We start from the raw sequence: 20,207 nt of genomic DNA, 5'->3' as shown, positions 1-20,207 counted from the left end.
GCGCTGATTTCACGCCGATGTTTCGAGCGCGAGCAATTCGTCGAGAGTCTGGCGCCGGCGGATCAGCCGCGGCTTGCCGTGCTCCAGCAACACCTCGGGCGCAAGCGGCCGGCTGTTGTAGTTCGAGGACATCGACGCGCCATACGCACCTGCATCGTGAAACACGATGAAGTCGCCCACTTCGGGCGTGTGTATTGAGCGGTTCGTGATGACACCGCCTTCGGCTTGTGTGAAGACATCGCCGGCTTCGCAGAGCGGCCCGGCCACCGCGAACGAATCGACCGGCGCGTCGCTTAACGCGCCGTCGCGTTTCAACACCGTCATCTCATGATAACTGCCGTAAAACGACGGCCGCACCAGGTCGTTGAATCCGGCGTCGACCAAAGCAAACTGCTGTGCGGGACGTCGATTCAACGCGTGAACTTCAGCAACGAGCACGCCCGCCTGCGCGACCAGAAAGCGTCCCGGCTCAATCTCCAACCTCACGCGATGTCCGACATGCGTTTCGATCTGCCGGCGCGCCGCATCCCAGAGCCGGATGTAATGCGCGACGTCGATCTCGCGCTCGCCTTCGCGATACGGCACCGACAAGCCACCGCCCGCGGAAATCGCTTCGATATCGTGGTCCAGGCCCTTCACGGCTTCGACCATCGCATCGCAGACACGCGACAGATGCCCATAGTCGACGCCGGAGCCGATATGCATGTGCAGTCCGACCAGCTTCAGGCGATAACGCCGGATCAGCTCGACCGCTTGCGGCACATCGTCGAGCCAGATGCCGTGCTTGCTATGCTCGCCGCCCGTGTTGGTCTTGTTGCTGTGCCCATGACCGAAGCCCGGATTGATCCGCAGCCACACGCGATGACCTTCGGGCGCATGCCGTCCTATCCGTTCGAGCATATCGAGCGAGCCCGCGTTGACCGTGATGCGGTGCTCGATCACGGTGGCAAGCGTCGCGTGATCGATCAGATCGGCGGTGAACACGACGCCTTCGGGATCGCCATCCGGCGTGAAGCCCGCCGCGAGACTGCGTTTGATTTCGCCCAGCGAGACCGCATCGACCATCGCTCCTTCGTCGCGCATCAGTTTGAGGATATGCAGATTCGAACACGCCTTCTGCGCGTAGCGGATCACGTCGAAGCTGCGCAATTCGGCAATGCGTTTGCGGATTGCGTCAGCGTCGTAGACCCACAGCGGCGTGCCGTGCTCGTGGGCGAGTTCGACGAGTTGTTGCGGATTGAATGGTGTCACGGTTCCCGTTTCTCTCTTCATGTCGAAGCATTAGCTTGAACGACATGATGCTGAAAACCTTCCATTCAGTAAAATACCAATCTTTGGCATGCTCATTCACTCTTGATATACCCATCATGGCGCTCACACATCGGCACATCGAAGTCTTCCGCGCGCTGATGACCGCGGGCAGCGTCACCAAAGCAGCCGAGATGCTGTTCACCTCGCAGCCCACGGTCAGCCGCGAACTCGCGCGCATGGAGCAGAGCATCGGCTTTGCCCTGTTCGAACGTACGAATGGCCGGCTGCGTCCCACGCTGTCCGCGCTGACCTTGTTCGACGAGATCAAGCGTGCGTATGTCGGGCTCGAACGCGTGGCGTCCACCGCCGCGAGCTTGCGCGAATTTCAGGGCGGCCAGCTTTCCGTCATCGCGTTGCCCGCCTTTTCACATTCGATCTTGCCGGGCGCCGCGAAGCGCTTTCACGATGCCCAACCGGGCGCGAGTCTGTCGATCGCGACGCAGGAGTCGCCGTTTCTCGAGGAATGGCTGACCGCGCAGCGCTACGACCTCGGCCTGACCGAACATGGCGCGCCGCCCGCGGGCACGCGCCTGACGCCGTTGCTCGAAGTGGATGAAGTGTGCGTGCTGCCCGACGAGCATCCGTTGCTCGGCAAGCGTGTGATCGCGTTGAAGGATTTCGCCAATCAGCCGTTCATCAGCCTGTCGTCGAACGATCCGTACCGGATCCTGATCGACGAGACCTTCGCGCAAGCGGGAATCGCGCGCCGCCAGATCGTCGAGACGCCTACGGCGGTCTCCGTGTGCAGCTTCGTTCGGCAAGGGCTTGGCGTCGCGATCGTCAATCCGCTGACAGCCCTCGATTTCGTGGGCCGCCATCTGCATATCCGGCCGCTCGCCGTGTCGTTGCCGTTTCGCGTGAGTGTGATTCAGCCGGAGCATCGTCCGGGTCACCCGCTGGCTGGCGAGTTCGTTGGAGCGCTGCAAAGCGAAGCCGCCGCGCTGCGGCTACAATTGAAATCCCACACCGGACGCAGGCAGCAGTGACGGCTTTTGTTCGCGAATCAACGCGCGCCAGCCATTGCCGACATCCACCACCGAAAAAGTCCGGGCACGCTTCAAGCTAAGCACATCAGCACACCGATTGCGAACGCGAACGACGCATAGCGCCGTCGCGCCGCATGAGTTTTCACATGTCGTAGACCATCAACAGGAGTTTCCCAAATGATGAATCGAGACAATCCCGTCTGGCTGATCACAGGATGTTCCACCGGCTTTGGCCGCGAATTGGCAAAGCTGGTGCTCGAGCGCGGCTGGCGCGCGGTGGTCACCGCACGCGATCCGTCGAAAGTGAAAGATATCGCCGAGGCCCACGGCGATCGCGCACTGATCCTGCCACTCGATGTGACGAACCCCAAGCAGATCGACGACGTGGTGACGCAAGCGAAGCAGCGTTTCGGCCGCATCGACGCGCTCGTCAACAACGCGGGCTATGGCTATCTGGCGGCGATCGAGGAAGGCGAGGACGACGAAGTCCGCGCCATGTTCGAAACCAACGTGTTCGGCCTCATCGACATCACGAAGGCGGTCTTGCCGATCATGCGCGAGCAGCACAGCGGCTTGATCGTCAATGTGTCGTCGATCGGCGGTATTACGAGTTTCGCGGCGACCGGCTATTACCACGCCACCAAATACGCGGTGGAGGGTCTATCCGAATCGCTGGCGGCGGAGGTGAAGCCGCTCGGCATCGACGTGCTGATCGTCGAACCGGGACCGTTCCGCACGAACTGGGCGGGTCCGTCGATCAAACAATCGGCCACGGTAATCGACGACTACGCGGCCACGGCCGGTGAGCGCCGCAAGCAGACCGAGGCGCGCAGCGGCAAGCAGGCGGGCGACCCGGTGCGCGCCGCGCAGGCCATTATCGACGCCGCGCTGTCGGACACACCGCCACTGCGATTGTTGCTCGGCAAGATGGCGCTTGAACTGGCGCGTAAGAAGGTGGACTTCATGCGCGGCGATTTCGATGCGTGGGAAGCCACCACGGTGGGCGCCGATTTTCCGGAAGGAGCGGGTTAAGCCGCGCGAGTTTTCACGCAGTCCGTTGGCCGTTGGCCGGGCTTAAAACTCGACCAACGCGAAATCTTCCTTGCCCACGTCGCAAAGCGGGCAGCGCCAGTCGGCCGGCACGTCCGCCCAGCGCGTGCCCGGCGCGATGCCCTCGTCCGGCAAACCTGCGGCTTCGTCGTAGACCCAGCCGCAGATCACGCAGACCCACTGCTTGAAGTCGTCCGCCGACGCGGCAGGTTCGGCTGGCGCCTGCGGCGCATCGGCCGCGTGCGACGCCGGTGTTTCATCGAGGCTCACCACCAAAGGCGCGACTGTGCCCACGCCGGTTTCCGCGAGACGAGCCTGCAGGCTCTCCAGCAGTCGCTGCGCTTCAGCCTGCGTCAAGTCGATCCAGTAGGGATCGCCCGCGCCGTCGTTGAGCCGCTCAGAGGAAAACTGGATTTCTACGGCTACGCCCTTTTTGTACATGGCAAATCGGAATATCGATGAAGCCGGCAGCGCGTCCCGCAAGGAATCTCCTTGGGGGCGTGCCGGCATGGGTCGGAAGCGTCACGCAGAGGCTTCTGCGTGGAGATCAGACGAACCGGTTCAGCACGATCGCGGCGATCAGGCCGGCGGCGCCGATGAGGCCCAGCAATTGCAGCAGCGTGAGGGATTTACGGGGTGCGGTAGGGATTTGTTGCGTAGTCACGGGCTATTCTTGAAGATCGGAAAAAGCGAAATGGTACACGGGTCCGCGGCCGGCGCATGTCGAATAGCGCAAACCGCCGTGCATTAGCTGCCATTATCGCTGCTCGATCCCCTTGGATTCCCTACCGTCCGGAGATGGATTAATTCCCCTTGGAGGGGAAAGATCAGCTCTTCGCCAACGGGCTGCCGTGGCGCGAATCCCAGAAGCGAATCACTGCGGTGTCGCCCGTTCCAGCACCCACTACCTGATCCGGTGCGCCATTTTCGCGCAGCAACGCGCGCAGATCGTTGATTACCGGAAACACCTCGTGATTCCAGTCCGCGCCTTGCGAATCGTGGGCGCGTTGTTCGGCTTCGACGATCTCGCGGTCTTCCTTGAAAATGCGCTCGGTGAACCACACCAGCAGCGGCCATGCGAGATTCAACACGCCGGGAATGCCCGGTTTGCGAATCGACAGCAGCCCGAACGTGCGATTGGTGCGCTGCTCGCGATCGAGCGGCACGTAGATGATCCACAGATTCATCACCAGCGTCTGCTCGGACGTGCGGATCTGCAGCGTCTGAAACGGATACTCGGTGCGGATCGTCATCACGTCCTTGTCGTTGTCGCCGCCGGTTTTACGGCTCTGGCCGAACACGATCGCTTCGCCGATCGGCTGCTGGCCGGCCATGCGCGCAAACGTGTAATCGACTTCGACCCAGCCCTCGCCGCGCCGCCGGCCGAGCGAACGCGCCCGCATCTGCCCCATCTGCTTGCGATGCAAAAACTGATGGTTCATGTCCATCAGATTCTCGTGCATGAACGAGTAATGGCAATTCACCGGACGGCCGAAACTGCGCGTCTTGTACTTCTTGTCCGAGACCGATGCGAGGTCGGGCAGCGGCCGTTGTTCGGCCAACGCGGCATCGCCGGGGAAAACGAAAATCAGGCCTTCGATTTCGCGGCACGGATAGGAGCGCACGCCGTTCGGCAGACGCTCGCGGCCCAGGTACGGCACGTCGATGCACTTGCCCGAGCAGTCGTAAGTCCAGCCGTGATAGCCGCAGCGGATCGATTCGCCATCCACGACGCCCTGATGCAACGGCACCTGACGATGCGCGCAGCGGTCCTCCAGCGCGAACACCTTGCCGGACTCCGTGCGCGCCAGCACGATCGGGTCGCCCGCGAACGTCACACCATGCGTCTTGCCCCGCTTCACCTCGTGCGACCACGCCAGCGGATACCAGTAATCAGGGTGAATACCGACGCGGCGCAGATCGCGCACCGGTGCGTCGTTGGCGGCCTGGCCCGGCGCGTGAACCGGTTTCTGCGATGCGGCCTGAGCAGGCGACGCATCGACGGTTACATCGACGGTGTCTTGTTCTAGCGGGGGAACAGCATGCATAGGTGGGTCTCCGTGCACCGGCGGATAGAAGGTTGCCACCCTGCAAATTGCGGGCGGCATCGTCGTCAGTCTACTAGAACCCGAAGCCGTATGGGTTCGGGGACCGCGCAACGGCCCGCGGTGACGCCCGCCCATAAAAGCGCGCCGCCCGGCTCCCAATGCACCCTTGAAGAGGCGACGCGCCGCGTCAGCTCTCGTCGTGCGCCACCAGTCCCGAGCGGCGCTGCACGCCCCACGACCGACCGCCGCGCAGGAAATGCAGCCAGCCAAGCGCGGCGCCCACGTGCCGCACCAGTTGAAACGTGAACGGCTCGGCGACCGCCGCGAGCATCGCCATCCACAAACTCGAGCCGGTGCGCTCGCCGGTCCAGCGCCGGTACAGATGGATGCTCCACAGATAGAACGCGAGGTCGATCGCCGTTTTCACGCCGATCACGCTGAAGATCGACACGACGATCGCGCCATGTCCGCCGAACACAAAGGCGAGCAGCAGCGCGAACGCGGTCAGGCCGTAGATCGGCTGCATGGTGTCGATCGCCTTGACCGGCAGCATCAGCATGCCGAGCGTGCCGTAGCGCGGATTGCCGGTCATGTCGCGGTTCCAGTACTGCGTCTGCAGGAAGCCCGCGAACCAGCGGCGGCGTTGACGCAGAAAGCTGGCGAGGTTGTCCGGCGCGTCGGTGCGGGCATGCGCCTCGCCGACTACGCGAACGTCCCAGCCGAGATCGTGGTCGACCGAATAGCGGCGCAGCCGGTGAATCAGCTCGTAGTCTTCGACGAGGCACTGCGGATCGAAACCGCCGACGTCGACCAGCGCGTCGCGCTTGAAGGACGCGAAGGCGCCCGAAATCAGCAGCAGACTGTCCGCACGCATCCACGCAAAACGGGCGATGAAGTTGCGCATGTACTCGTAGGTCTGGAACCACTCGAACACGCGCCCCGACACCGACTTGCCGCATACCGGCACCAGAATGCCAGCCGCGGCGACCAGCTTCGGTTCGCTCGCGAAAGCGGCGCGCATGGCGTAGGTAGCGTCGTCGTCGAGCAGGGTGTCGGCGTCGACCGTCATGACGGTTTCCGTGGTCATCACGGTGATCGCCGCATTCAGCGCGCGGGCCTTGCCGCCGTGCGGCACGCGCAGCCAGAACAGATTCGGATACAGCGCGCTTGGCGCGCTCAGCACGCCGTCGGCGGCCGCGGTGAGGCCGAAGCGTTCGGTAAGCAGTTCGCGGGTCGCGTCGGTGGAACCGTCGTCGGCGATCACGATTTGCGACGGCCCATGCGTTTGCCGCAGCAGCGCGGCGATCGTTACCGGCAGCACGGTCGCTTCGTTATGCGACGCGACGATCACGCCCATGCTCGGCAAGCTGCGCCGCTCGAAGTCTGGCTCGAGCGGCGGCGCACGCCGCATCAACGGCAGTGTTTTCCACGTGACGAACGCCAGCAGCAAAGTGTCGTACACCACGTACGCAATACCCGTCGACCACGCCAGCGCGCCCTGCAAAAAGAAGGCGCGCGCGAACAGCAGCAGCCACAATACGACCACACTCAGATGAATCAGCGTGCTCAACGGCGTCGTACGACGCGGCACAATGCGCGGCGAAGCGAGAGCGAGAGCCTGTTCCAGGGTTTTCTTCAAAATGACTGCCGGCTAGTCTGTGTTGCGGTTGATAAGAGGGAAGCAGCCCTTACGGCACCATGCGCTTCAGAACCGACTTGCGATCGATCCACTGATGCTTCAAAGCGCCGCCGATATGCATCGCCAGCAGCGCATAGAGCGCGTAGCCGAGCCAGGTATGCAAGGCGCCGAAGCGGTCGTGCAAGGTTTCCTTGAGCGCCGGATCGAGGTTCATCACATAGCCGATACGCGGCCACGGAAACAGGTTGAACAGGTGCATGGGGTGCGTCGCCGCGTCTTTCCATGCGGAATCGTGCAGCCAGCCGGACAGCGGCAGCGCAATCATCAGCAGATACAGCAGAAAATGCGCGACGTGCGCGGCGATCTTTTCCCACGACGGAAACTCGCGTGGCAACGGCGGCGGCTTGTGCGACACGCGCCACAAGATGCGCATGAGCGCGAGACCGAGTACCGTGATGCCGATCGACTTGTGGGTGTCGACCACCGGACGCACCCAGTCGTCCGGCAACGAATCCGCGCTCAGGCCGAGCACGACGTTACCGATCATCAGCAGCGCGATGAGCCAGTGCAGCACCATGGCCGTGCGGGTGTAGCGCGATGGCACGGGCGTGCCGGTCGAATCGGTCAAAGGGTCGGCGTACGTGTTCATGTTTATTCCGTCCGCAGCGGCATGGCTGCGAAAGCTGTTTGAAAATCCGGCGTGGCCGTAGCACATCCAGGCGCGCCGTAGTATAGGCAAACGCCCCAGTGTGCCGCTTTATTCCACCGGGCGCTTAACACTGTGTTTCGGATTATTTCGTGCGCGCGGGTTGAGCGGGACCGTTGCACCTTAAACGTGCGCCGACTCATGCGCCGCTCCGCGGGATCAGCGCGGCCGACTCGGTCCATTCGTCGAGCCAGCCGTTGGTTGCACGCGCATCCAGTCAGTGGCGATTTCAGGCGGGTCGGTTGCGGCAATGGGCGAACGACGAGCGGAACGCCAGTGTCGTTGCGGCGGGATACCTTGGGATGCGCCCAAGGTTTGATACCCGGATGACTACGCAGTTTCCTGCCGACGCGATAAATCGTCGCGCGGCAGCCGCGAGCCGATGCCCAGCAGGAAGCCGGGCGTGAAAACACAATGAAAGACAGCCGGCGAATCGCGTCGCGGCTCGCGCATCAGGGAACCAGCGGGCCGCCGTCTAGCGCTTCACGAACCGATAATGCCCGACGCCCCATTCGCTCCCATTCGCGTAGCCGAACAGCTCGGCCACGGCCATATAGAACATGCGCCACCGTTGCAGCCACACTGCCGCATCGCGCGCGCCGTAGGTATCGGCGAGCATCGGCATCACCTGGTCACGCGCCGCATCGAGCGCGGCGAGCCAATGATTCGCCGTGCGCTCGTAATGCGTGCCGCTCACCCACCACTGCCGCTCCACGCGCAGGTCGTCCTGGAAATTGAGCAGCAGCGCCTCCGACGGCATCGTACCGCCGGTGAAAAAGTACTTCGACATCCAGTCACTGCCGTCCTCCACCTGGAAGTGATATGCAAGCGTGCGATGCGCGAAGATATGCACGAACAGCTTCGCGTCGTGGTGCATCCAGCGCGCGATTTTCGCGAGCAGCAGACCGTAGTTCTTCATATGCTCGAACATTTCGATCGACACCACGCGATCGAAACCGCGGCCAAGCTGCGCTTCGTCGAATTCGAAATCGACGATGTTGCCCGTCACCACCGAGAGGTTGTGCAAGCCTGCCTGCACCGCGCGCGCTTCGATGAACGCACGCTGCCCATGCGAGTTCGATAGCGCGACGATCCGCGCATTCGGATAACGCGCTGCCAGCCATAACGACAGCGAACCCCAGCCGCAGCCGAGGTCGAGAATCCGCTGACCGTCGGCGAGTTCCGCGCGCTCGGCATAGCGTTCGAGCATGGCCGCTTCGGCTTGCGCGAGCGTCTCCTCACCGGTCGGATACAGGCAGCACGAATACTTCAGATGCGGCCCGAGATGCGCGTGGAAGAACGACGCCGGCACCTCGTAATGCTGCGTGTTGGCGGCTTGCGTTTCAATGGCGATCGGACTCGCGCGCAGATCGTCGAGCAGACGGTTGAACCGTTGCGCGCGTAATTCGCCGTTGTCGGCCGCTTCATCGCGCAGGCGCTGACGCATCAGCTGACGCATGCCGAAGCGGATCACGCTGTCGGGTAGCCAGCCGCGTTCGCAGCTTTGAATGAGCCAGCCATCGCTGGGCTCGGCAGACGATGGCGGTAGGGTGTGGTCGGTGGTGGATAGGCTCATGAGGCTAACTCCCTGTCCTTCTTCTGGACTTTTTGAATGTGCGCGTGCGCCGTGGTTGCGTGTTCAATGCCGCGGCGGCCACGGAATCAGCGCGCTGGTGGTGCGCATGTAATCGGCGTAACCGGGACGCCGTTTTGCCATGCTTTCTTCGAGTAACGGAATGCCGGAGAGCTTCAGCAATAGAAACGCCATCAGTACCGGCGGCAACAGCGTGAACCAAGCCCACGGCGTGCCGATCGACAACGCGATATAAGCGACCCAATGCACGCATTCGAAGAAGTAATTCGGATGCCGCGAGTAACGCCACAAGCCGACGCGGCACACCGCGTCGCGATTGGCCGGATCAGCCTTGAAGCTTTGCAACTGGCGGTCGGCCATGGCTTCACCGGCCACGGAGACGATCCACACCACGACGGCCAGCACGATCCATGCTGTAGCCGGTGCCGTGCCGCGATACGACGGCACCAGAAACGCGATCGACAGCAGCATCGAAATCACGACTTGCATCTGGAAAAACCAGAACATCCTGCTTGCCGCCTTATCGCCCCATTCTTCGCGGAAGCGGTGATAGCGAGCGTCTTCGGGCTTGCCGGCGTTGCGTTTCCACAGATGCGTGCCGAGCCGCACGCCCCAAATCAAACCGCCGAGCGCGGTCAGTGCGCGCGCGACGGGGTCGCCGGTGCCGAGCACCGCGTAGAGCGCCGCCACGAGGCCGAGCGAATACGCCCAGACGGGATCGACCATGCCGGCGTTTTCGCTCTTCAACTGCCACGCCCAGACCGCGCTGAAAATCGCGACGAGTCCGGTCAGGGCAATCACGGCGGTGGCAAGTGGCGGCATGGTTTCCTCGTTCGACGGCGATGCGGGTTATACGCTGCGACGGTGGTATCGGATGCGCGCGGCGCGCCCGTCAGTCCTTGTCGCCCGGCGAAGCAAAGCCCGGTTTGCCCAACTGCTCCGGCCGCTGCGGCACGCGTCTGAAACGCGACGTGTCGTAGCCCATCGCATCGAGCCGCGCAAGTAAGGCCCGATACGTGTCGTCGCTCATGTCCGACTCACGCGAAAAGATCCAGCCGAGGTTTTTGCCCGGATAACCGAGGATCGTGTAGCGATAGTCCCGGTCGACGTAAAGCGTCAGTTGCGTCACGTGGACGGGCCAGAACAACTGCACGCTCCACTCGCCGCCGTCTTTGCCGGGCACGGGCGTGTCGAGAAACTGATAGTGCTTTTCCTCGGCGTCGAAGCTCTTCTTGCGGGCGTAGTACGAATCGTCGATCTTGCCGTCCGGACGCAGTGTCCATTCGGCGCGGCTCGCCACCATGTCGCGCTCGGCGAAATACGGAATGTTCGCGATGATGTACCAGCGGCCCATATAGCGCGGCAAGTCGACCGGTACGGTGGAGAGCGGTTCGCTTGCACGCGGGTTGGGATTGGGCGGATCGTTGGAGCAAGCCGTGAGCGATAACAGCAGCACCGACGCAACAGCAGTGGCGGCGGCAGTGGCAATGGCATAGACAACTCGGCGCATGGCAGCGGCCTCGAACGTGTGGCGGCAATAAACGTATTACGTTCGACAGGGCCGTCTGGATGCGTGCGGCGCCCGTGATTCGACGCGGCTGATTCGCGCAAGGCCACGCAGCAACCCGCAAAGCGTGCTCGACGACCACCTCGCGCACGCGCGACCGTTTCGGTGCTCTGGCCGTCCAGGCGACCACATTCGTCTAAACTGCGCGCTTTCGTAGCTTTACTGTCCGAACGCCAGCGACGCTTTACGCCAAGCTTACAAGCGGCGTGATCCGGTTAGCGCTATCGTGTCCGCAACGCCCGCTCCCACGCGAATTCCCTCATGTCGATCCGCTTCAACGCCCCATTCACCGCTTTGCTCGCCGCCGCCCTGTTCGGCGCGACGACACCGCTCGCCAAAGCGCTGCTCGGCTCGCTCTCGCCGTTCCTGCTTGCCGGGCTGTTCTACCTCGGCAGCGGCTGCGGCCTTGCCGCGGTAATGCTGGCGCGCCGGCTAAAAGGCAGCGGCGCCGGGCAGCCGGCCGGCCACAGCCATTTCCCATTACGCGAAATCCCTTGGCTGGCCGGCGCGATCGCAGCCGGCGGCGTCGCGGGGCCCGCTTTATTGATGCTGGGTTTGCAAACGACGCCCGCCGCCACCGGTTCGCTGCTGCTGAATCTGGAAGGCGTATTCACCGCGCTGATCGCGTGGATCGTGTTTCGCGAGAACGTCGACGTGCAGGTGTTCCTCGGCATGACCGCGATCGTCGCGGGCGGCGTGGCGTTGTCCTGGCAACCGGGCGCGGCGGGACTGCCGCCGGGCACGCTGCTGCTGGCCGGCGCCTGCGCGTGCTGGGCCGTGGACAACAACCTCACGCGCAAAGTGTCGACGCACGACGCGATGTTCATCGCCTGCGTAAAAGGACTCGTGGCCGGTTCGGTCAACGTGGCGCTCGCGCTCACCCTCGGCGCCGCATGGCCGAAGCTCTCGACTGTCGCGCTCGCCATGCTCACCGGCTTTGCGGGCTACGGCGTGAGTCTCGTTCTGTTCGTCGTCGCGCTGCGCAATCTCGGCACCGCGCGAACCGGCGCTTATTTCTCGGTCGCGCCGCTATTCGGCGTGACCTTGTCATGGCTGCTATGGCCGGAGCTGCCTCCGCCGCTATTCTGGGTCGCCGCCGCGCTGATGACGCTGGGCGTGTGGCTGCACATTCGCGAACGTCATGAGCATCCGCACACGCACGATCCGCTCGAGCACTCGCATCGTCACCGGCACGACGCGCATCACCAGCACGAGCATGATTTCGCGTGGAACGGCGACGAGCCGCATACCCATCCGCACCGCCATGCACCCATGACGCACGCGCATGCGCATTTCCCGGACATCCACCACCGGCATACGCATTGATTTTTCGCTCGGCCGCGCTGCACGGGCACTTGCTGCATCGCAAGACAAAAATCTCTGTGGAAAAAAATCAGGCGATAGACCGATTCAATTGGCATCGCCGCGCATCACATCCTGTAATGAAATTCCTGTTGTCCGCGTGTCACCCGTCCACCCCGCCTGCATGTTTGGAGAGATCTATGTCGCAACCCGAGCCTAACGTAGACGAATTAGTGAAAAGCATCGCCGAAGAAACCGACACGCCGGCGGAAACGGTCTCGAAGATGTACGCAGACACCTTGGCCAGCTATCGGCACGACGCGCGTGTATTCGACTACGTGCCGCTCTTTGCCGCGAAAAAAGTACGCAACCAGCTTCGCGACAATTTGAATCGCAAACACTGACACGGCGGCGCGCGGAGACCACCGCCTGCTGAATCACCTGTTCGCCTCGACCGACTCGCGCGAAAATTCACATAACGCGCACTGATTTTTTTCCCGCTGATAGACTCTGGCCCAGAACCATCGACTCGGGGGAGTTGGCATGCGGGTAACAATCGTAGGCGCGGGCATCGCCGGTTTAAGCACGGCGTGGTCGCTCTCGAAACAGGGACATGACATCACACTGATCGAGCAGGGCTCGATTCCAAATCCACTCGCCGCATCGGGCGACCGGCATCGCATGATTCGTCGCGCATACGGCGATGCGGATGGTTATGCGCGAAACATCGAAGAGGCGTTCGATAGCTGGGACCTGCTATGGAACGATCTCGGCGTGTCCCACTATGCAAATTGCGGCGTGCTCGGCATTTCGCAATTCGCAGGCGATGGCGCCGAACAGTTCCGCACCGGCCTCGACCGGATGGGATTCGAGTATGAACGGCTCGAACCGCTCGACGCAGCGGCACGCTATCCGTTTCTCGACCCAGCCACGTTTCGTTACGCTTACCTCGATCACGACGGCGGCGCACTTTTCAGCGAACGCATTGCACGCGACATGAAGGCGTGGCTCAAGATGCGCGGCGCCGACATTCGCATGCACACCAAGGTGCACGCGGTCGATCCGAAGACCGCTTCCGTGCACATCGAAAACGACGAGATCGTGCGTGCCGACCGGCTGGTGGTCACCGCGGGCGCATGGACGCCGCAACTGTTTCCCGCGCTTGCCGAAAACCTGATGACCTATCGCAACACCGTCGCCTATCTGGAGCCGCCAGTGGATCTGGAAGACGCGTGGTCGACGGCGCCCGCGATCGTCGATATCGGCGGCGCGAGCGACGGCTATGTGCTGCCGCCGCTCGACGGCATTGGTCTGAAGTTTGGCGCCGGCATCAATAAAGCACGCACGCCCGACCCCGAGGCGAATCGCGTGGCGTCGCCCGACGAAGGCGACCGCTTGCGGCGGCTGTTTTCGCCGCCTTTCAGCCGGATCGACGAATATACGGTATCCGAAGTAAAAACGTGCGCGTACACATTTACAGCGGATAACCGCTTCTTTTCGAAGCGGCTCGGCAATACGTTGGTGGTATCGGCTTGCTCCGGACACGGCTACAAATTTGGCGCAGCGGTGGGAGGGCGAATCGCGGAGGCGCTGGAGACGGACGACGACGCCACGCTCGCCCGATGGCTCAGAGCCGAGACGGTCTGAACGGGCGCCTTTACTCATACGTAACGATGGCTGACGCCAACGCATTGTTCATCCCGCAGCAGGACGGCATCGACGAATCCGCGATGACGCTTGCCGCGCTCGCCTGCATCGACGGCTTTACCGCCTGCTTCAACGCGCGCGATCTCGACGGCATGGACGCGCATTTGCATTTCCCGCACGTCATTCTATCGGGCGAACAACTGGTGATCTGGGAACGGCCGGGCCAATTACCCGCCGGCTTCTTCGACGATCTGATGCGCGATATCGGGTGGCATCACACTGCGTATCAGGAGAAGCACGTGGTGCTGGTGAGCCCGCGCAAAGTGCACCTGCGTGTGGTGTATTCGCGCAATCGCGCGGACGGTTCAATCATCACGCAGCATCGCAATGTCTGGATCGTGACGTGGCAGGACGGGCGCTGGGGCATCAAGCAGCGTTCTTATTGAGTGCGGTTGCGATTTAATTCAGCAGGCCACGTAAGACGTCAGCCAGCCTCGCCACCAGCACATCCGCCTCCTGTGGGCTGATGCCCGCATAGCCGAGCATGAAGTCGTTGTAGTGCGCGGCGTCTCGTGCCGGTTTCTCGCGCAACGCACTCAAGGCTGCGATATACAAGCCGTGCTCACGCGTGACGGCGCTCACGTCTGCTCGCGCGGCGGCGCGTCGAACCGCATCGTCAAATGCATGCCACCGCCGTCGGATGAAATCGTGACCAGGTTGCCCATGTGACGCTCGATCGCGTCCACCAGCGCGCCACGGCGTTGCTGATATAGGCGCCGCATGCGCCGCAAATGCCGCGCATATTTCCCACTATCGACCAGCAGCACAAAGAAAGACTGCCTTCTTTGGCGGCCTTATTTCTATTCCCGTCGCCCCTCCCCTTACGCACGCGCCAAGGCATCTGCGGCTTGTTCCTGCCTGCCCTGATCGCTCTGCCAATAGAGTAGCCAGCTTTCGGAATTCTCCGATGTCAACCACATCCACCATCACGATAGGTTTGTGACTGTAGTGAAAGCTACATATACAAACGGCGCAAGCCATTCAACCGGATAAGAACGATGACAAATAGACGGCTATTTTTGCGCACTAGCGCTTTGTCCCTTGTAGGCATCACGTCTCAAGTTGCAAGGGCAACGCCTGCAAACCCTCAGGTATCTGCTACGGCGCGACACGGATATGCGCTGACAAACGGCGCAACCGCACTGAAGCGCGATGACGGATCGTGGATATTCTGGGTACGCATTATAAATTTTGATGACCCGAAGGGCGATATCGTCGCCAGTCTCCAGATGGCAACAGATAGGGGCTTCTCACAGATCATTGATGTCGTGCCGCTCACTCTGACGGCAGCGAAATCGTATATCGCCCAACCCGCGTACACGCCGAAAACGGGGAGCACACAACTCTATTATCGCTACGTAGTTGGATCGAGTCCGTCGATTTCGCCCTCCGTCAGTTCAATCGTGAATTCGATTGCCCCCTGGAATACCGAATCAAAGGCCGAATAAAAATGGCAAAGGCAGAAATGGTATTTCAATGGGTAGAATCAGGATCGAATTCGATGTCCTCGTATCAAGCGTTTATGAATGCAGGAAACAGCCCAAATGATTCGATATCAATAATTCAGAACGGCAGTAGTCTTATTGCGACCGTATCAAATGTCTCCTCTGCGCTGCAACCGATCCGCATCATTACAAACGGATTAGCGGCGACTTCTGCACTAACCCGTATTGCGATGGATTGGAAAGACCCGAACAAAAAAGTGCAACCGGGCGACGTGCTTACCCTTATAAGCGCGACCGGAACGATCGCAATTACGCTTCTTGTGTGGGCGGAAATTGGCCCGGGTGCAGCGGCGGCAATCGGTGCACTCGCCCTCGCTGCTGATCTGCAATCGTCGTTTCAACCGTATATGAGTTCTGCGAAGATATGGCTCGGCAATGTTCTGGCAAACACGCTGCAACTTTCAAACCCCGCTTCGATTGCTAGTGCGTCTCTCTACTGGGGTAGCATGCAGACTGGTAGCGGATGGAATCTTTACTCATACGACGAACTAATGACGGGAAAAGGATTGTTCGCCTGTATGAGTGACGACATGGCATCCGGCTCCATTTTAAGAATCTCGGGAACTCCCGTACCGGGTAGTTTCACGCCAGTAAGCGAATCCAAATACAAGCAGGACTACTGCCACTATTTGTACGATCAGAATGGAGGCTCCGACCTTGACAGTTGGATGAATTATTGTCCGAGCACGATGTTCAGATAGCCATGACTGTAATTCCGCGTTGCATTCGGGTTTCGCTCATTGCGTTCACCCTCGCCTTTCTGTGTGAGGCGGCCGTAGAACTTGCTTTATTTTGTTTTTTGTCTCTGCCTTGGGAAGGTTGGTTGGCCGCATCTGCAAGCCTAGTGGCAAATCCTTTGGCAATATGCTGGGTGCTAAAGCGAGAGAAGCGCGGCTACGACCTACTCAAGTGGATCGCGGCCTTTAGCCTCGTGTGGACCGTCTCAGGTGCCCCCTATCTGTACGCATTGGGAGTGTGGGCCATCTCCCTGATAGCGCTCTGCGTTTGGCTACGCTTAGGAGCAGTGTTGATGCTGCGGCGAAAAGCAGCGAGAGACTGGATCGACACGGATACAGTCAGGGGTTATCTGTGAGACGCGTGGGGTGACGAATTAGCCCATTGGATGCCAACGCCCGCCTCGCGCGGGCGTTTTTTGGCTAGACTCGCGAATAGCGGCTCAGTCACGAATAACGATGCGCGGCGGGTGGGTGATGCTAGTGAATCTTCACACTCAGGGTTTTAATAGGCGGTAGATCATTGCTGACTTGCGCCACGAGAAAATCGTCCACGCATTCATCGCTATGACCGCGACGCACCAAAAGGTAAAGCCGCCCGCACTGACATTCCCGCTTGTCATCTTGACGGTGAACAGGACTGACAGAAGGAAACCAAACAGGCACAAAAATAAAGATTTCCCGGGCGATTCAACGCCACAAATTTCGCCCGTTGCGTGATTTAGCCATCCTGCCAGTGTTTGCCAGTTCTCCGTATCGCGCAGTACTGCAGTCACCACCATGCCATTTTCAAGTCGGGGGGCGCCGGCTATTTGTACAGCGTACTGACGTTTTCCTGCGACCGTGACGTTAAAGGCTGTTCTGACTGTTCTCGCGCCATTTTTGTCTTTTTGGGCAACTATTCCGCCGATGTTTTCGAGGGTGACTGTAACGGCGTGGTAGGTCATGAGGCGGATCGTGCTGAAGGCGGGCTAGGAAAGCGCTGAATATAACGCGTATGCCATCTTGTATTTCCTCTCGCTCCTCCAGCAACGTCGGATCAATATCGATGCCGCCCGAAGAGTGAACCGCGAGCCGGTAGTAGCGCGTCACACCCGGATTGATGATCGCTTCAACATCCTTGCGCGGCAGCATCGGCATCTTTGCGCTGAATATGTGTTCACCGGATGGCACATAGAGCTTCACGCGCTCACTACTTCACACCTCGACCACCGGTTAGCGATCGATGCTCACCGTCGCGACATTACCTGCACCGAAGAACGAGCTATCGCTCGTGATGAGCACGGTGCCATAGTCCCCGCCTTGCGGCTTCTTTTGATACGCCATCGCGCGACCAGGCGGCACCTCCGCCGCGCCCGCACCAGGTGGAGTGGCGGCGCACTCGCTCAGGGACACCACAGCCGCACACGTCACCAGCTTCCTCATATTGCCCTTGTCATTCGATTATCTGAGCTTGCGCCCACCCAAGGCGCGCTCGACTTCGACATCAACAGCCCATCGTCCAACTCGTGGCTCCAAATTCCGGCCGCCTCGTGGAGCTAACAATGGTGCGTCAAATTTCCTATGCTGACGGATTGGCAGTCTTCACTCAACAAGGAACCGCACATGTCCGATTCGATTCAGATCCGCGCCGTCGTCCCCGGCGACTTCGATGCCTGGCTGCCGCTGTGGGACGCCTACAACGCGTTCTATGGCCGCTCGGGCGAAACCGCGTTGCCGCGCGAGATCACGCAAATCACGTGGGAACGTTTCTTCGATGGCTACGAGCCGATGCATGCCATGGTCGCCGAACGCAACGGCGAGTTGCTCGGCCTCGTACACTTCCTGTATCACCGTCACACGACGATGAAAGGACCGATCTGCTATCTGCAAGACCTGTACACACTCGACAGCGAGCGCGGCAAAGGCGTCGGCCGCGCGTTGATCGAAGCGGTGTATGCGCGCGCCAAAGCCGATGGTTCGCAACGCGTTTACTGGCAAACGCACGAAACGAATCAGACGGCGATGAAGCTGTACGACAAGGTCGCGGACCGCTCGGGCTTCGTGGTGTATCGCAAAGCGCTGTGATGCCGCGTGGCGGGCTCGCGTAGCGTGCTTTCAGCGCGTCGCGCCGTGCCGCGCGCCCTGCGCGGCACACCGCACATTTATGTCCGACCGATCGCGCGGCCGCCATGCGCCGCGCATTGTCCAGTCCGATTCTCGCCACCTTCCAGACCCGCGCCGCTCAAGTTTGCGTGCGGTCTGCCGTTATCGCCATTGGACGGAGCTACACCCGGCTCCACGCGGTTCATCGGCGAAACCTTGGGCGATCTCCTCATGGAGGGGCGCAAACGAATCGGAAACTGTACATGCCTTCGATCATCGGCATCGATCTTGGAACCACGCATAGTCTCGCGGCAATCTGGCGCGACAACCATGCCGTGCTCATCCCGAACGCGTTAGGCGAAACACTCACGCCCTCGTGCGTCTCTATCGACGGCGATGGCTCGATCCTCGTCGGCCGCCCCGCTCATGACCGTTTGCATACGCATCCCGAGCGCACCGCCGCCAACTTCAAACGCTATATGGGCACGAGCCGCACCGTGTCGCTCGGCACGCAAATGCTGCGTCCCGAAGAGTTGTCCTCGCTGGTGCTCAAGTCGTTGAAGGCCGATGCCGAAGCCTTTCTCGGCGCAACGGTCAGCGACGCCGTGATCGCCGTACCGGCCTATTTCAGCGACGCGCAACGCAAAGCCACGCGCATCGCCGGCGAACTCGCCGGCCTGAATGTACTGCGTCTCGTCAACGAACCGACCGCGGCCTCGCTCGCGTACGGCGTGCATCAACGCGATAGCGAGCGCAAGTTTCTGATCTTCGATCTGGGCGGCGGCACCTTCGACGTCTCCGTGCTCGACTTCTTCGAAGGCGTGATGGAAGTGCGCGCGAGCACCGGCGACAATTTTCTGGGCGGCGAAGACTTCACCGAAGCATTGGTCGAATTGTTCTGCCAGCGCAACGGTCTCAAGGTCCAATCGCTCACGCCGGTTGCCGCGCAACGGCTGCATCAGCAGGCCGAACGCGCGAAACGTCAGCTCACGCAGAACGGCGTCGACAGCGTCACGCTCGAACTCATGATCGGCGACCACGCGCACGCGCTCGAACTCGACGCGGCCACCGCGGAGCGCACCTGCGAGCATCTGCTGCAACGGCTGCGCAAACCGGTGGAACGCGCATTGCGCGATTCGAAGATCGCCGTCGCCGCGCTCGACGAGATCATCCTCGTCGGCGGTGCCTCGCGTATGCCGATGGTCCGCAAGCTGGTCTCGAAGATGTTCGGCCGCCTGCCCGCCGGACATCTGAACCCCGACGAAGTGGTCGCGCTCGGCGCTGCGGTACAGGCCGGACTCGTTGGACGCGATGCCGGGCTCGACGAAATGGTGTTGACCGATGTCGCGCCCTATAGCCTCGGCATCGACACGGCCATGCAGGTCGGCCCGGCTCAGTTCGTGCCCGGTCACTTTCTGCCGATCATTGAGCGCAACACGATCGTGCCGGTGAGCCGCATGCAGCGCATTTTCACGGTGCGCGACCGTCAGCAGATGCTCAGCATCAAGGTGTTTCAGGGCGAAGCGCGTTTGACCACGGACAACGTCGCGCTCGGTGAATTCACGCTGGAAGTACCGCTCAAAGCGGCGGGCGAAGCTGGCGCGGATGTGCGTTTCACCTACGACATCAACGGCGTTCTGGAAGTCGAAGCCACTGCATTCCCGGGCGGCGTGAAGCGCGCGATGGTGATCGAAGAAAACCCCGGCGTAATGACGCCGGAAGAAATCCGCCAGCGTCTCGCGGCGTTGAGTGCGCTGAAGATTCACCCACGCGATCAACTCGAGAACCGGACGCTGTTGACGCGCGCCGACCGTGTCTATGAAGAAACACTCGGCGATCATCGGCAATATCTGGCCGCGCATATCGCTCGCTTCCAGGCATTGATCGAGCGCCAGAATACCGATGAAATCGCGCAGGCGCGCGGCGAACTGAGCGCGCTGCTGGATCGCTTCGACGTGCATGTGACTTACTGA

At 61.3% G+C, this 20,207-nt stretch carries 22 protein-coding genes; 11 read left to right on the top strand and 11 right to left on the bottom strand.

The window, feature by feature from the left end; all coding sequences use genetic code 11:
* Nucleotides 1-9: 9 nt before the first annotated feature.
* Nucleotides 10-1,272 carry a diaminopimelate decarboxylase gene (gene lysA / locus HF916_RS12195; protein ID WP_168789214.1) on the bottom strand — a complete coding sequence of 421 codons (1,263 nt, stop codon included), beginning with the start codon at nucleotides 1,270-1,272 and terminating at the stop codon, nucleotides 10-12.
* 95 nt (nucleotides 1,273-1,367) lie between these two features.
* On the opposite strand from lysA, the gene HF916_RS12190 reads away from it, so the two are divergent.
* Both HF916_RS12190 and HF916_RS12185 read left to right on the top strand, forming a co-directional pair.
* Complete coding sequence (locus HF916_RS12190; RefSeq protein ID WP_168789213.1) at nucleotides 1,368-2,297, top strand: LysR family transcriptional regulator; 930 nt, start codon at nucleotides 1,368-1,370, stop codon at nucleotides 2,295-2,297.
* Between the two features lie 177 nt (nucleotides 2,298-2,474).
* A complete protein-coding gene (locus HF916_RS12185; RefSeq protein ID WP_168789212.1) occupies nucleotides 2,475-3,329 on the top strand; it encodes an oxidoreductase in 855 nt (284 codons plus the stop codon).
* Nucleotides 3,330-3,371: 42 nt separating this feature from the next.
* Here the strand turns inward: HF916_RS12185 and HF916_RS12180 are convergent, their stop codons facing one another.
* The 7 genes from HF916_RS12180 to HF916_RS12145 form a co-directional block, all read right to left on the bottom strand.
* Nucleotides 3,372-3,788 (bottom strand): rubredoxin, encoded by a 417-nt coding sequence (locus tag HF916_RS12180; protein ID WP_168789211.1) that lies wholly within the window; start codon nucleotides 3,786-3,788, stop codon nucleotides 3,372-3,374.
* A gap of 386 nt (nucleotides 3,789-4,174) precedes the next feature.
* The gene (locus HF916_RS12170; RefSeq protein WP_168789210.1) at nucleotides 4,175-5,395 is read right to left on the bottom strand and encodes an aromatic ring-hydroxylating oxygenase subunit alpha; all 1,221 of its coding nucleotides are present in this window, start codon (nucleotides 5,393-5,395) and stop codon (nucleotides 4,175-4,177) included.
* 187 nt (nucleotides 5,396-5,582) lie between these two features.
* Nucleotides 5,583-7,034, bottom strand: a complete 1,452-nt coding sequence (locus HF916_RS12165; protein ID WP_168789209.1) for a glycosyltransferase family 2 protein — start codon at nucleotides 7,032-7,034, stop codon at nucleotides 5,583-5,585.
* Nucleotides 7,035-7,083: 49 nt separating this feature from the next.
* Nucleotides 7,084-7,683, bottom strand: a complete 600-nt coding sequence (locus HF916_RS12160) for a cytochrome b (protein WP_168789208.1) — start codon at nucleotides 7,681-7,683, stop codon at nucleotides 7,084-7,086.
* 532 nt (nucleotides 7,684-8,215) lie between these two features.
* Nucleotides 8,216-9,316, bottom strand: a complete 1,101-nt coding sequence (locus HF916_RS12155; RefSeq protein ID WP_168789207.1) for an SAM-dependent methyltransferase — start codon at nucleotides 9,314-9,316, stop codon at nucleotides 8,216-8,218.
* A gap of 63 nt (nucleotides 9,317-9,379) precedes the next feature.
* Nucleotides 9,380-10,156, bottom strand: a complete 777-nt coding sequence (locus HF916_RS12150; protein ID WP_168789206.1) for a DUF1295 domain-containing protein — start codon at nucleotides 10,154-10,156, stop codon at nucleotides 9,380-9,382.
* Nucleotides 10,157-10,226: 70 nt separating this feature from the next.
* Complete coding sequence (locus HF916_RS12145) at nucleotides 10,227-10,844, bottom strand: lipocalin family protein (RefSeq protein ID WP_168789205.1); 618 nt, start codon at nucleotides 10,842-10,844, stop codon at nucleotides 10,227-10,229.
* Between the two features lie 318 nt (nucleotides 10,845-11,162).
* Here HF916_RS12145 and HF916_RS12140 point away from each other — a divergent pair, with 318 nt between their 5' ends.
* The 4 genes from HF916_RS12140 (at nucleotide 11,163) to HF916_RS12125 (ending at nucleotide 14,296) form a co-directional block, all read left to right on the top strand.
* Nucleotides 11,163-12,227, top strand: a complete 1,065-nt coding sequence (locus tag HF916_RS12140) for a DMT family transporter (RefSeq protein WP_168789204.1) — start codon at nucleotides 11,163-11,165, stop codon at nucleotides 12,225-12,227.
* 176 nt (nucleotides 12,228-12,403) lie between these two features.
* Nucleotides 12,404-12,607: a DUF3562 domain-containing protein gene (locus HF916_RS12135; protein WP_168789203.1), complete on the top strand. Its 204-nt coding sequence runs from the start codon at nucleotides 12,404-12,406 to the stop codon at nucleotides 12,605-12,607.
* 139 nt (nucleotides 12,608-12,746) lie between these two features.
* Complete coding sequence (locus HF916_RS12130; RefSeq protein WP_168789202.1) at nucleotides 12,747-13,850, top strand: NAD(P)/FAD-dependent oxidoreductase; 1,104 nt, start codon at nucleotides 12,747-12,749, stop codon at nucleotides 13,848-13,850.
* 26 nt (nucleotides 13,851-13,876) lie between these two features.
* Nucleotides 13,877-14,296 (top strand): hypothetical protein, encoded by a 420-nt coding sequence (locus HF916_RS12125; RefSeq protein ID WP_168789201.1) that lies wholly within the window; start codon nucleotides 13,877-13,879, stop codon nucleotides 14,294-14,296.
* A gap of 13 nt (nucleotides 14,297-14,309) precedes the next feature.
* On the opposite strand, the gene HF916_RS12120 is transcribed toward HF916_RS12125, so the two are convergent.
* Nucleotides 14,310-14,492 (bottom strand): hypothetical protein, encoded by a 183-nt coding sequence (locus tag HF916_RS12120; protein ID WP_168789200.1) that lies wholly within the window; start codon nucleotides 14,490-14,492, stop codon nucleotides 14,310-14,312.
* Nucleotides 14,489-14,677 carry a hypothetical protein gene (locus HF916_RS12115; RefSeq protein WP_206001872.1) on the bottom strand — a complete coding sequence of 63 codons (189 nt, stop codon included), beginning with the start codon at nucleotides 14,675-14,677 and terminating at the stop codon, nucleotides 14,489-14,491. Before HF916_RS12115 ends, HF916_RS12120 begins: the two co-directional genes overlap by 4 nt.
* Before the next feature lie 231 nt (nucleotides 14,678-14,908).
* Here HF916_RS12115 and HF916_RS12110 point away from each other — a divergent pair, with 231 nt between their 5' ends.
* Both HF916_RS12110 and HF916_RS12105 read left to right on the top strand, forming a co-directional pair.
* Nucleotides 14,909-15,358, top strand: coding sequence for a hypothetical protein (locus HF916_RS12110; protein WP_168789198.1), 450 nt, complete (start codon nucleotides 14,909-14,911; stop codon nucleotides 15,356-15,358).
* Nucleotides 15,359-15,360: 2 nt separating this feature from the next.
* Nucleotides 15,361-16,116, top strand: coding sequence for a hypothetical protein (locus tag HF916_RS12105; protein WP_168789197.1), 756 nt, complete (start codon nucleotides 15,361-15,363; stop codon nucleotides 16,114-16,116).
* A 530-nt stretch (nucleotides 16,117-16,646) separates the two neighbouring features.
* Here the strand turns inward: HF916_RS12105 and HF916_RS12100 are convergent.
* Nucleotides 16,647-17,096, bottom strand: coding sequence for a hypothetical protein (locus tag HF916_RS12100; protein ID WP_168789196.1), 450 nt, complete (start codon nucleotides 17,094-17,096; stop codon nucleotides 16,647-16,649).
* Nucleotides 17,097-17,154: 58 nt separating this feature from the next.
* Between HF916_RS12100 and HF916_RS12095 the strand changes: the two genes are divergently transcribed.
* The 3 genes from HF916_RS12095 (at nucleotide 17,155) to HF916_RS12085 (ending at nucleotide 20,207) form a co-directional block, all read left to right on the top strand.
* Entirely contained in the window at nucleotides 17,155-17,691 is a 537-nt protein-coding gene (locus HF916_RS12095; RefSeq protein ID WP_168789195.1) for a hypothetical protein, read from the top strand.
* A 63-nt stretch (nucleotides 17,692-17,754) separates the two neighbouring features.
* Nucleotides 17,755-18,216 (top strand): GNAT family N-acetyltransferase, encoded by a 462-nt coding sequence (locus HF916_RS12090; RefSeq protein ID WP_168789194.1) that lies wholly within the window; start codon nucleotides 17,755-17,757, stop codon nucleotides 18,214-18,216.
* Nucleotides 18,217-18,497: 281 nt separating this feature from the next.
* The gene (locus HF916_RS12085) at nucleotides 18,498-20,207 is read left to right on the top strand and encodes a molecular chaperone HscC (RefSeq protein WP_168789193.1); all 1,710 of its coding nucleotides are present in this window, start codon (nucleotides 18,498-18,500) and stop codon (nucleotides 20,205-20,207) included.

It is taken from the genome of Paraburkholderia aromaticivorans (assembly GCF_012689525.1).
Lineage (GTDB): Bacteria > Pseudomonadota > Gammaproteobacteria > Burkholderiales > Burkholderiaceae > Paraburkholderia > Paraburkholderia aromaticivorans_A.
This window is presented reverse-complemented; position numbering and strand designations above follow the sequence as displayed.

What these genes read in the sequence shown, in the direction of transcription:
- HF916_RS12085 (WP_168789193.1), top strand. Translation starts at nt 18,498, where the DNA reads ATGCCTTCGATCATCGGCATCGATCTTGGAACCACGCATAGTCTCGCG.
- HF916_RS12105 (WP_168789197.1), top strand. Translation starts at nt 15,361, where the DNA reads ATGGCAAAGGCAGAAATGGTATTTCAATGGGTAGAATCAGGATCGAAT.
- HF916_RS12185 (WP_168789212.1), top strand. Translation starts at nt 2,475, where the DNA reads ATGATGAATCGAGACAATCCCGTCTGGCTGATCACAGGATGTTCCACC.
- HF916_RS12125 (WP_168789201.1), top strand. Translation starts at nt 13,877, where the DNA reads ATGGCTGACGCCAACGCATTGTTCATCCCGCAGCAGGACGGCATCGAC.
- HF916_RS12110 (WP_168789198.1), top strand. Translation starts at nt 14,909, where the DNA reads ATGACAAATAGACGGCTATTTTTGCGCACTAGCGCTTTGTCCCTTGTA.
- HF916_RS12135 (WP_168789203.1), top strand. Translation starts at nt 12,404, where the DNA reads ATGTCGCAACCCGAGCCTAACGTAGACGAATTAGTGAAAAGCATCGCC.
- HF916_RS12100 (WP_168789196.1), bottom strand. Translation starts at nt 17,096, where the DNA reads ATGACCTACCACGCCGTTACAGTCACCCTCGAAAACATCGGCGGAATA.
- HF916_RS12140 (WP_168789204.1), top strand. Translation starts at nt 11,163, where the DNA reads ATGTCGATCCGCTTCAACGCCCCATTCACCGCTTTGCTCGCCGCCGCC.
- lysA (WP_168789214.1), bottom strand. Translation starts at nt 1,272, where the DNA reads ATGAAGAGAGAAACGGGAACCGTGACACCATTCAATCCGCAACAACTC.
- HF916_RS12180 (WP_168789211.1), bottom strand. Translation starts at nt 3,788, where the DNA reads ATGTACAAAAAGGGCGTAGCCGTAGAAATCCAGTTTTCCTCTGAGCGG.
- HF916_RS12150 (WP_168789206.1), bottom strand. Translation starts at nt 10,156, where the DNA reads ATGCCGCCACTTGCCACCGCCGTGATTGCCCTGACCGGACTCGTCGCG.
- HF916_RS12170 (WP_168789210.1), bottom strand. Translation starts at nt 5,395, where the DNA reads ATGCATGCTGTTCCCCCGCTAGAACAAGACACCGTCGATGTAACCGTC.
- HF916_RS12155 (WP_168789207.1), bottom strand. Translation starts at nt 9,316, where the DNA reads ATGAGCCTATCCACCACCGACCACACCCTACCGCCATCGTCTGCCGAG.
- HF916_RS12090 (WP_168789194.1), top strand. Translation starts at nt 17,755, where the DNA reads ATGTCCGATTCGATTCAGATCCGCGCCGTCGTCCCCGGCGACTTCGAT.
- HF916_RS12190 (WP_168789213.1), top strand. Translation starts at nt 1,368, where the DNA reads ATGGCGCTCACACATCGGCACATCGAAGTCTTCCGCGCGCTGATGACC.
- HF916_RS12130 (WP_168789202.1), top strand. Translation starts at nt 12,747, where the DNA reads ATGCGGGTAACAATCGTAGGCGCGGGCATCGCCGGTTTAAGCACGGCG.
- HF916_RS12160 (WP_168789208.1), bottom strand. Translation starts at nt 7,683, where the DNA reads ATGAACACGTACGCCGACCCTTTGACCGATTCGACCGGCACGCCCGTG.
- HF916_RS12145 (WP_168789205.1), bottom strand. Translation starts at nt 10,844, where the DNA reads ATGCGCCGAGTTGTCTATGCCATTGCCACTGCCGCCGCCACTGCTGTT.